The organism is Sphingopyxis sp. (assembly GCF_035250425.1).
Taxonomy (GTDB): Bacteria; Pseudomonadota; Alphaproteobacteria; order Sphingomonadales; family Sphingomonadaceae; genus Sphingopyxis.
Window position 1 is genome coordinate 1 of the sequence record NZ_DATFFD010000016.1, and the last position, 10,013, is coordinate 10,013.

At 66.5% G+C, this 10,013-nt stretch carries 13 protein-coding genes and 1 tRNA gene; 9 read left to right on the forward strand and 5 right to left on the reverse strand.

Going from position 1 to position 10,013, the window contains the following annotated elements:
• Nucleotides 1-71 precede the first annotated feature (71 nt).
• Nucleotides 72-485 carry a helix-turn-helix domain-containing protein gene (locus VJ811_RS01150; RefSeq protein ID WP_324070368.1) on the reverse strand — a complete coding sequence of 138 codons (414 nt, stop codon included), beginning with the start codon at nt 483-485 and terminating at the stop codon, nt 72-74.
• Between the two features lie 69 nt (nt 486-554).
• Here VJ811_RS01150 and VJ811_RS01155 point away from each other — a divergent pair, with 69 nt between their 5' ends.
• Nucleotides 555-1,178 (forward strand): cation transporter, encoded by a 624-nt coding sequence (locus VJ811_RS01155; protein ID WP_324070370.1) that lies wholly within the window; start codon nt 555-557, stop codon nt 1,176-1,178.
• Between the two features lie 167 nt (nt 1,179-1,345).
• On the opposite strand, the gene copD is transcribed toward VJ811_RS01155, so the two are convergent.
• Together copD and copC are read right to left on the reverse strand one after the other, a co-directional pair.
• Nucleotides 1,346-2,290 carry a copper homeostasis membrane protein CopD gene (gene copD, locus VJ811_RS01160; RefSeq protein ID WP_324070372.1) on the reverse strand — a complete coding sequence of 315 codons (945 nt, stop codon included), beginning with the start codon at nt 2,288-2,290 and terminating at the stop codon, nt 1,346-1,348.
• Between the two features lie 4 nt (nt 2,291-2,294).
• The gene (copC, locus tag VJ811_RS01165; protein ID WP_324070374.1) at nt 2,295-2,675 is read right to left on the reverse strand and encodes a copper homeostasis periplasmic binding protein CopC; all 381 of its coding nucleotides are present in this window, start codon (nt 2,673-2,675) and stop codon (nt 2,295-2,297) included.
• Between the two features lie 146 nt (nt 2,676-2,821).
• On the opposite strand from copC, the gene VJ811_RS01170 reads away from it, so the two are divergent.
• From VJ811_RS01170 to VJ811_RS01190, 5 genes are all read left to right on the forward strand, one after another.
• Complete coding sequence (locus VJ811_RS01170) at nt 2,822-3,085, forward strand: hypothetical protein (protein ID WP_324070376.1); 264 nt, start codon at nt 2,822-2,824, stop codon at nt 3,083-3,085.
• On the forward strand, nt 3,085-3,525 hold the full coding sequence (locus VJ811_RS01175) for a periplasmic heavy metal sensor (protein WP_324070378.1): 441 nt from the start codon (nt 3,085-3,087) through the stop codon (nt 3,523-3,525). The genes VJ811_RS01170 and VJ811_RS01175 overlap by 1 nt, the downstream gene beginning before the upstream one ends.
• Nucleotides 3,522-4,106: an RNA polymerase sigma factor gene (locus VJ811_RS01180; protein WP_324070381.1), complete on the forward strand. Its 585-nt coding sequence runs from the start codon at nt 3,522-3,524 to the stop codon at nt 4,104-4,106. Before VJ811_RS01175 ends, VJ811_RS01180 begins: the two co-directional genes overlap by 4 nt.
• Before the next feature lie 101 nt (nt 4,107-4,207).
• Nucleotides 4,208-5,995, forward strand: coding sequence for a copper resistance system multicopper oxidase (locus tag VJ811_RS01185; RefSeq protein ID WP_324070383.1), 1,788 nt, complete (start codon nt 4,208-4,210; stop codon nt 5,993-5,995).
• On the forward strand, nt 5,992-7,086 hold the full coding sequence (locus VJ811_RS01190; protein WP_324070385.1) for a copper resistance protein B: 1,095 nt from the start codon (nt 5,992-5,994) through the stop codon (nt 7,084-7,086). Before VJ811_RS01185 ends, VJ811_RS01190 begins: the two co-directional genes overlap by 4 nt.
• 137 nt (nt 7,087-7,223) lie before the next feature.
• Here VJ811_RS01190 and VJ811_RS01195 read toward each other — a convergent pair.
• Nucleotides 7,224-7,299 (reverse strand) — tRNA-Thr (locus VJ811_RS01195).
• 77 nt (nt 7,300-7,376) lie between these two features.
• Nucleotides 7,377-8,246: a hypothetical protein gene (locus tag VJ811_RS01200; RefSeq protein ID WP_324070387.1), complete on the reverse strand. Its 870-nt coding sequence runs from the start codon at nt 8,244-8,246 to the stop codon at nt 7,377-7,379.
• 63 nt (nt 8,247-8,309) lie between these two features.
• On the opposite strand from VJ811_RS01200, the gene VJ811_RS01205 reads away from it, so the two are divergent.
• The 3 genes from VJ811_RS01205 to tsaB form a co-directional block, all read left to right on the forward strand.
• Complete coding sequence (locus VJ811_RS01205; protein WP_324070389.1) at nt 8,310-8,885, forward strand: NifU family protein; 576 nt, start codon at nt 8,310-8,312, stop codon at nt 8,883-8,885.
• Between the two features lie 23 nt (nt 8,886-8,908).
• A complete protein-coding gene (locus VJ811_RS01210) occupies nt 8,909-9,502 on the forward strand; it encodes a malonic semialdehyde reductase (protein ID WP_324070391.1) in 594 nt (197 codons plus the stop codon).
• A gap of 19 nt (nt 9,503-9,521) precedes the next feature.
• On the forward strand, nt 9,522-10,013 hold a 492-nt coding region (gene tsaB, locus VJ811_RS01215; RefSeq protein ID WP_324070393.1), incomplete at its 3' end, for a tRNA (adenosine(37)-N6)-threonylcarbamoyltransferase complex dimerization subunit type 1 TsaB.

Here is a 10,013-nt window from a genome sequence, read left to right on the forward strand (position 1 = left end):
CCTCCCTGACGATAGTAACCTAGGGGAGGCCGGGTGGGGGAGCGGGCTGGTGCCGTTTGCGCGTTAGCGTATCAAATGTGCGCGCTTTCGCAGTGGCTATGGTCGCCGAGCGCCTCGATCACGCGGCAGTCGGCGGCGATACCGCCACGGCAGCGCCCGATGATGCGCGCCAGCTCGTCACGCAGCAGGGTTAATTGCGCGATCTTTTCCTCGACCTGCTCCAGATGCCGCGTCGCGATGCGGTCGGCCTCGTCGCACTCGCGTGTCGGGTCGTCCGACAGGTCGAGCAGCGAGCGAATCTCCTCGATCGTGAAGCCCAGGTCGCGCGAATGGCGTACGAACGCCAGCCGTGCCCGGTGCGCGTCGCCATAGCTGCGGTAATTCGCGGCAGTGCGACCCGGCGCGGGGAGCAGCCCGATGCGCTCATAATAGCGGATGGTTTCGATATTGGTCCCGGTCGCCCGCGACAGTTCGCCGATTTTCATCGCTTGACCCTGTAGTTGCTACAGGGTGCATATGGGATGCCGACTCGAAGATGCCAGGAGATTTCGGTAATGGCCGATCAATGTTGCGCCGGAAAAAGCGGCAAGACCGCACTCAATGACCCCATATGGCGGCGTATCCTGTGGTTCGCGCTGATCGTCAACGCCGCGATGTTCGGGGTTGAAATCGTCGCGGGCGTCGCGGCGGACTCGCGTGCGCTGCAGGCCGACGCGCTCGATTTCCTTGGCGACAGCGCCAATTATGCGATCAGCCTCGGCGTCGCGGGGATGGCGCTGGCGTGGCGTGCGCGCGCCGCCCTGCTGAAGGCGGCGACGATGCTGGGCTTCGGCCTCTGGGTGTTCGGATCGGCGGCGTGGGGCTTTGTCACCGGGTCGGCGCCGCATGCCGAGACGATGGGGCTGATCGGCGCGCTCGCGCTCGCGGCGAATGTCGCGGTCGCACTGATGCTCTATCGCTACCGGACCGGCGATGCGAACATGCGCTCGGTGTGGATCTGCTCGCGCAACGACGCCATCGGCAATATCGCGGTGATGGGGGCGGCGCTCGGCGTCTTCGGCACCGGGCAAAGCTGGCCCGACCTCGCAGTCGCGGCGATCATGGCGGCGCTCGCGATCTGGGGCAGCGTCGAGGTGTTCCGGCAAGCGCGCGGCGAACTCGCCGCGTCGCCGGCCTAGATCGCTACGCGAGTCCGGTGCCGGGACACCCGCGATCGGAGCGTTGATCGCCAGCGTCCGCCTGCGTCGAGGCGGCCGCTGCGCCTGTCCGCTGGTTCAAGGCCATGGGTGACGCGATTCCGACACCGGCCGGTTCGATCTCGCTCTACGGGGCCTGGCGCTGACCATCATCCCGCGCCGACGGGTTCCAGCATCCCGAGCCATGCCACCAGCGCCAGAATGGCAAGACCGGCAGCCATCTCGAGCATCAGGCTGGCGCGCATCGAGGCAACGGCGCGAGCGGGGTCGCGAGTAGCATCGGGCGCGGTGACCGCAGTCTGGAGGGCGGGCGTCAGGCGCCAGCGGTTGGCGGCGGCGAAAGCCAGCATTGCGGCGAATAACAAGAGTTTCACCGCGAGAAGCTGGCCATAGGCCGATCCGGCAGACCGTGCGATATTCCCGGCCCCGATGACGAACTCGCCGTTCACGAGGCCGGTAGCGGTGATGATCAGGACGCACATCGTCCCGACCCGGGCGAACTGATCGAGACTATGTACGGCAAAGGCGACACAGGCTTCGCCGCGCGACCGGCCGGGCCGAAGCAGCAGCAGGAAGGCGGCGATCGCGCCGAGCCAGATCGCCGCCGCAATCATGTGGAGCGCATCGTTTGCGCGGTGGAGCCAGCCGAGGACGCCTTCGGTCGCGCCGGCATGTCCGGTCCAGACCAATGTCGCCAGCGCCGTCGAACCGGCGGCGAAGAGGATGGCGGCGGCGAGGGACGGCTTCCGGCCAGACAGGAAGCTCGCCGCCACCGCGACAAACAGCGCGGCGATGCGCACGAGCCAGGCGGTGCCGGCGTCGCTCTCGCGGACCATGGCCAGAAACAAGCCGCGATCGACGGCGAAGACGCCGACCCCCTGCATGGCGGCGGTCAGCACGGCCATGCCGCCAAAGGACAGGAGCAGCGCGAGGGCGCAAAGCCATGGCTGCGGCCGGAAGAAGAGCGCTGCCGGCTCCAGCTGCCCGCGCTCGGCCGGCCGCAGCGCATAGAGCGGAAAAGCGGCGAGGCCCGCGATGAGCATCAGATTCGCGAAAAGCGCGAACCGGACACCCATCAGCAGGAGATCGGCCACGGCCTTATTTCACGGTGAAGCTGAATTCGCTTCCCATGCGGTGCGTATCGGCGCCCGCCGCCGACCATTTGACCCTGTAGGCGCCGGGTACGAGCGCGCGCTTGGCGGTCAGCGTCAGCGACTTGGCGTCCTTGCCCATCGCCGACGTCGCGGGAATCTTCATCGGCGCATGATTGGCCATGCCGGGCATGCCGGTCATCACCAGTTCGGCCTTCACCGTCGAGGCGACGAGCTTCTCGTTGAAGCGAAGGGTGACCGAGGTCACCTTCGAGACGATGGCATTCGCGGCCGGCGTCGAGGCGACGAGCTTGGCATGCGCACTGGCCGCGGCCGGCATCAGAAGGAGGGCGACGGTGGCCGCCGCTGCGGGGAGAAATGGCTTCATTATTAAAACCTCCAAATTCGGGTCTGTCCTGCTAATACGCAGAGTGGCGGCACGGCCCTCGGAAAATCGGCAACCTCTTGTTGGATTGTTTCCGAGGGATGATGCGATCGTGCGCGTATTATCTGTTGTGGACTGCGGGAAGGCCGATGGACGAACTCCGGATTTTGAATGAAGCGCAGGTGCCGGTCGAGCTCGATACGCTTGACGACCGCATCCTTGCCGCGCTCGCTGGACGGCAGCGCGAGGCCTCGGCGGTGCGGCGCATGATGGCGGTTGCGGCTCTTGTGTCGCTTGGCGGCGGTTTCGTCGCGGGCAGCGCGATCGTTCCGCCCGCTATCGCGGCGAGCCCGCTGACGCCGCTCATTCCGGCCACCCCGCTCGCCCCCTCGACCTTGCTGGATTCGCGCTGATGACCTCGTCGCGCCGCATGCTGCTCTTCGGCCTGATCGCCTTTGTCGCCGCGCTCGCGGGCGTATTGGCCGGACGCCTCGTCGTCGAGGCGCCGCGTGCCAGTGAAACCGAACTTCACGCGCTTCTCCATCGCGAGCTAAAGCTTTCACCCGCGCAACAGGTGAAGCTCGACAGGATCGAGGCGAAATTCGCGACCCGGCGCGATGCGCACGAACTCGACATGCGCGCCGCCAATATCCGGCTCGCGCAGGCGATCGAAGCCGAACATGGCTATGGACCGCGCGTTACCGAGGCGATCGACGAGACCCACCGGGTGATGGGCGAGCTGCAGAAGGAAACGCTCCAGCACCTGTTCGCGATGCGCGTCGTCCTCGACCCTGAGCAGGCCGCGATGTTCGACAAGAGCGTGGTCCAGGCGCTGACCGCCGATGCGCGGTGAGCCTCGACCTTGCGCAATGTAGCGACCGCGAACTCGCCGCGCTTGCAAGTGCAGGTCAACAACAGGTCTATCGGGAATTCTTGCGACGGTACAAGGCACCGGTCTTTCGCCTGATCCGTTCCCATATCGGCGATCCGGACGAGGCAATGGATTTGACGCAGGAAACCTTTGTCGCCGGCTTTGCGGCGCTTGGCCGCTATGATGCCGACCGGCCTTTCCGGATATGGATCGCCCGGATCGCGCTCAACAAATGCCGCGACTGGGCGCGGCGCCGCGCGGTCCGGTCCTTCTTCGCGCGGGCGCTGCCGCTCGAAAGCGCGCATGATGTCGCGAGCGACGGCCCGGCGCCCGATGCCGAGGCGGCCGATCGCGCCGAACTCGCCCGTGTCCGCGCCGCCATGTCCCGCCTCGCACCCAATTTGCGCGAGGTTCTGGTCCTTCGCGGCGTCGAGGAGCTGAGCCAGGCGGAAACCGCCGAACTGCTCCAGACAAGCGAGAAGACGGTCGAAACGCGGCTCTACCGTGCCCGGGCGAAATTGAAGGCGCTGCTCGTCGAGACGGCCGCGCGCGGGACAGGCTGAAGGCGGGAGGGCGGCTCACCCCGCAATTTCATCCGAAAGGGTGAGGGGCGGGTGCGTGTGCCGCGTATAGCTATTGAAACAAGGCAATATCCGGGAATTTTATGCAGATAGACAGGCGTCGTTTCGTGACGGGAGCATTGGGCGGCGGGACCGTGGCCGCGTTTGCGCCCTGGTTTCCGGCCTGGGCGCAGTCGGGGTCGCCCGGCATCGTCGCGCCGCTGCCGACGGTATCGGGCAATGACATCAGCCTTCGCATCGCGCGACAGACGATGCGGATCGACGGCAAGCTCAGCCGCGCGATCGGGATCAACGGAACGGTGCCCGCACCGCTCGTGCGCCTGAAGGAAGGCCAGACGGCACGGCTCACCGTCATCAACGACCTCGATGAGGACAGCTCGATCCATTGGCACGGGCTGATCCTGCCCTTTCATATGGACGGCGTGCCCGGCGTCAGCTTCCCCGGCATCAAGCCGCGATCGCGCTTCGTCTATGAGTTTCCGGTCGTCCAGTCGGGAACCTACTGGTATCACAGCCATTCGGGGCTTCAGGAACAGCTCGGTCATTATGGCCCGATCGTCATCGATCCCGCCGGCGCCGATCCGGTCGACTACGACCGCGAGCATGTCGTGGTCCTCTCGGACCATAGCCAATTGTCTCCCGAGGCGATCTTCCGCAAGCTCAAGGTCAACCCGGGCCATTTCAACATGCAGCGCCAGACCCTGTCGGGGCTGCTTGCCGGCAAGGACCAGTCGCTGAAGGAACGCGCCGAATGGGGCGCGATGCGGATGGACCCGACCGATATCGCCGACGTCAACGGATCGACTTACAGCTTCCTCGTCAACGGCCATGGCCCGCGCGACAATTGGACCGCACTGTTCCATCCCGGCGAGCGTTTGCGGCTGCGGATCATCAACGCATCGGCGATGACGATCTTCAATGTGCGCATTCCAGGCCTCAGGATGACCGTCGTGCAGGCCGACGGCCTCAACGTCGTTCCGACCGAGATCGACGAGTTCCAGATCGCGGTCGCCGAGACCTATGATGTGATCGTGACCCCGGTCGAGGACCGCGCCTATACGCTCGTCGCCGAGGCCAATGATCGTTCGGGCATGGGACGCGCGACGCTCGCACCGCGCGCCGGCATGGCCGCCGAGGCGCCGCCGCTTCGCGAACGCCCGCTTGCGACGATGAAGGACATGGGCATGAGCGCGATGTCGAGCGGCGATGCGTCGTGCACGCCCGAACATGCGGCAATGGGCCATTGCACGCCCCCGCCCGCCCAGGGCGGGGGCGTCGATCACGCGGCGATGGGGCATAGTGCCGGGGGCATGAACCATAGCATGCGCGACTTCAGCGTCGCGCCGCAGGTCAAGCGCGATCCAAGCGTCCAGACGATTTCGCCGATGCCCACCGACCGCATGGGCGAGCCGGGTCAGGGACTCGAAAATGCCGGGCACAAGGTGCTGACCTACAACGACCTTGTCGCGCTCGAACGCAATCCCGATGCGCGCGCGGCGGAACGGTCGCTCGACATCCACCTCACCGGCAACATGGAACGCTTCATGTGGTCGTTCGACGGGGTGAAGATGTCCGACCATCACGAACCGATCCCCTTCACCCTGGGCGAGCGGGTGCGGATCAACCTGATCAACGATTCGATGATGAGCCACCCGATCCACCTGCACGGCCATTTCTTCGAACTGGTCACGGGGAAAGGCGACCGCTCGCCGCGCAAGCATACGGTGCTCGTCCAGCCCGGCGGCACCGCGAGCTTCGATTTCACCGCCGACGCGCTCGGCGATTGGGCGTTCCATTGTCATATGCTCTACCACATGCATGCCGGGATGATGCGCGTCGTCAGCGTTCGCCCGAAAGGAGACGCGGCATGACCCGGATCGCGCTCTTCCTGTCGAGCATGGTGCCGCTCGCCCTAGCGGCTCCCGCTGCGGCCCAATCGACCGATCATGAGATGCACGGTTCGACGCCTGCGCCTGCGCCCGTGGCAGAACCATCGGCCGAGCCCCCCAGCTGTCCGCCCGAACATGCGGCGATGGGCCATTGCACGCCCGAGCCCGAGCCCATGGACAAGAGCGGACCCGCAATGGACGCGATGGACCATGGCGCGATGTCGCCGTCTGATCCCGACTGCCCGCCTGAGCACGCGAGCATGGGCCATTGCACCCCGAAGGCCGCGGGCACGATGGAAGCCAAGGGCGGCGCCAGCGGAACCGACTTGCCCCCAGGCGACGCCACCGCGCCCGCGCCCCCGTCCGACTGGTATGCCGACCGCGTCTATTCCAGGGCCGAAATGGAACATTCGCGCCACGAAATGATGAAGGAGAATGGCGGACAGACCGTCGCCTTCATCAGCTTCAATCTCGCCGAATATCAGGCGCGCAAGGGCGGCGACGGCTTCCGGTGGGATGGCGAGGCCTGGTACGGCGGCGACATCAACCGGCTGACGATCAAGAGCGAAGGCGAGGGCGTCTTCGGCGAGGGCGTCGAGGGTGCCGAAGTGCAGGCGCTCTACAGCCGCGCGATCGGACCCTATTTTAATGCGCAGGCGGGCATCCGGCAGGATCTGGGGCCGGGCCCCGACCGCACCTATGCGACGATCGGCTTCGAGGGGCTCGCGCCTTACTGGTTCGAAGTCGAGGGCGCGCTTTTCCTCTCGAACAAGGGCGACTTGCTCGGCCGCCTCGAAGGTTATTACGACCAGCGCATCACGCAGAAGCTCATCCTCCAGCCGATGGCCGAACTCAATTTCTCGGCTCAGGATGTGCCCGAAACCGGAACGGGCTCCGGCCTGTCCGACGTCGAACTCGGGCTGCGCCTGCGGTACGAGATCGTCAAAGAGTTCGCGCCCTATGTCGGCGTCGAATGGGCGCGCAAGGTCGGCGATACCGGGCGCTATGCGCGCGCCGCGGGCGAGGACGCGAGCAGCGTCAGCTTCGTAACGGGGATACGCGCCTGGTTCTAACGCGGGGCGGGTGAACGGACAGGAGAAGGACGGTGAAATCGGCCTGCCTCGGACCCCGGCGCGCTTGGGGCGGCAAATCTGCGCAGCTGGCCCGTCGTGGCGGCGTCAGGGCGCAATGACGGCCGCGGGAGGGCGGCTGGTGCCGGCTACAGGATTCGAACCCGTGGCCCCCTGATTACAAATCAGGTGCTCTACCAACTGAGCTAAGCCGGCACGGCTGACCGCCCCTTAGCATTTTTCGGCCGGATGGAAACATCCGACATCGGGAAAATGCGGCGGACATGAAATCTTCAGATGATGCCAAAGGTCCAGCCCTCGGTTCGCGCGAGCCGGTCCGTCAGCGGCGACGGCGTCCAGGGGGCGGCGTCGCCGGCGATCGCGCGCAGCCAGGCCGCGGTCAGCAGCGCGTCGCTCGCATGGTCGCTGACCGGACCCGTTAAGCCGCACGGCGGCGAACCCAGCGCCGCGAGCGCCGCGTCGAGCGCCGCGCCGTCGCGGATCTTGCTGCGCCCCGGGGGCAGCCCGGCCGCGCGCGCGGCGAGGCTGGTGTAGATTTCGACCAGCATCGGCCCCGCCGCGGGCACCGGATCGCCGGGCCAGAGCGAGATGCGGCGCGACAGCCGGTGGAGCAGGCGCATGCCCGACAGGCTGGCCTTGCCGACCTGCGCCGCGCCGACGAGGTTGAAATTGCTGACGCTCGCCGCCTGCTTCGTCGCGCGCTGGTGATGCTCGACGACGCGCAGCCGCCCCGCGCCCGCTTCGAACAGGTCGCCGGCCTCGCCGCGGTGGCGGAAATGCCGCCGCGCTTCGGGGTGTGCCAGGAATCCGCCCGCTTCATAATTCGGATCGCCGCGCGCCAGCCGTTCGACGAGCGCCCACAGCGCGCGCATGTCGGCCGGGCTTTCCGCCCAGCCGGGGAAATAGGCGCTGTGGTCGGCAAAGGCGAAGGCAGCTGAAAAATCGAAACCGATCAGCATATTCTCGCCCGCCGCCGCGACGCCTTCCAGCCATTCGAGGATTTCGGTACGCGACCAGATATGCCCCGGCCGCACCAGCGCCGGCGCCGCGCTGCCGCTCGCGACCGCCAGGGCGATCCCGCGCTGGCGCGGACCGCGGGCGCCCGACCAGTCGAGCGCGGCAAAATGGGTGAAAGGACGCATCGCCGCGCCTTAGCGCATCCATGTCATCTTGCACAAAGCCTCGCTCGGCCCCACATGCGCCCCATGCTGATCGAAACCGAATCGACGCCCAATCCCGCGACGCTCAAATTCCTGCCCGGCCGGGCGGTGATGGAGGGGGGAACCCGCGATTTTGCCAGCCCCGAAGAGGCCGAGGCGTCGCCGCTCGCCAGCGCGCTTTTCTCGCTCGGCGATGTGACGGGTGTCTTTTTCGGCCGCGACTTCGTCTCGGTGACGATCGCGCCGGGCGCCGAATGGGCCGATGTGAAGCCCGACATACTCGGCATCGTGATGGACCATTTCCTCGCCGACGTGCCGCTGTTCAACGCCGCGAGCGCCGGCTTCTCGGTGCCTCCTGAGGATGAGGCCGGCTTCGCCGACGATCCCGCCGACGCCGACATCATCGAGCAGATCAAGGAGCTCATCGAGACGCGCGTCCGCCCCGCGGTCGCCAACGACGGCGGCGACATCGTCTATCGCGGTTTCGACAAGGGCAATGTGTATCTGAAGATGCAGGGCGCGTGCGCCGGATGCCCCTCCTCGACCGCGACGCTGAAGAATGGCATCGAGTCCCTCTTGAAACATTATGTTCCCGAGGTAACGGCAGTTCACGCCGTCTGACCCTAAATTTCAGGAGATGCCCCATGAGCGAGCCGCTTTCCGACAGCGCTCTCGACCAGCTGTTTCGCACCGCGCGCACCTATAACGGCTATCTCGACAAGCCCGTTTCGGAAACGCAGCTGCACGCGATCTGGGATCTGGTGAAATTCGGCCCGACCAGCGCCAACAGCCTGCCGGCGCGGATCGTCTGGTGCGTGACCGATGAAGCGAAGGCGAAGCTCGCCGCGCATGCCATACCGGGGAACAAGGAAAAGATTCTGAAGGCGCCGGTCACCGCGATCATCGCGAGCGACAATGAATTTTACGAAAATCTGCCCGAATTCTTCCCGCATACCGACGCGCGCAGCTGGTTCGCGGGCAACGAGGCGCTGGCGCAGACGACCGCTTTCCGCAATGCCACGCTCCAGGGTGCCTATTTCATCCTCGCCGCGCGCGCGCTCGGGCTCGATACCGGGCCGATGTCGGGGTTCAACAACGCCGGGGTCGACGAAGCCTTCTTCGCCGGCCAGCCGAATGTGAAGAGCAATTTCATCTCGACTCTCGGCTATGGCGATCCCGCGACGATCTTCGAGCGCAGCCCGCGCCCCGATTTCGCCCGCTTCAACCGTATCGCCTGAGCGGGGCGTTCCAGGCTCCATGCGGTATCTGGTTATCGATTCGGCGAGTGAAGCCTGTTCGGTGGCGTTGCTGGAGGCCGGGGCGGTCATCGACTACCGCCACGAGGTGATCGGCCGCGGCCATGCCGAGCGGCTCGTTCCGCTGATCGCCGAGCTGGCGGGCGGCGGCCGCGCCGACGTCATCGTCGCAGGATGCGGCCCGGGCAGCTTTGCCGGGGTGCGGATCGGCGTTGCGGCGGCGCGCGCGCTGGCGCTCGGCTGGCAGGTGCCCGTTCATGGCTTTTCGACGCTCGCGCTGGTTGCAGCGAGTGCTGCCGACGAAATCGCGGCGGCCGGCGGCGCGCTGGTGGTGATGGAGGGCGGGCATGGCCAATACTTTGTCCAGCCGTTTGCAGCGGATATGACACCGCGCGGCGACATTCGCTCGCTTTTGCCCGAGGACGCCGTCCTGATCGGCGACGAACTGGTCGTCGGCAATCGCGCCGAGCCCTTTGTCGCGCGGCGCGGTTCC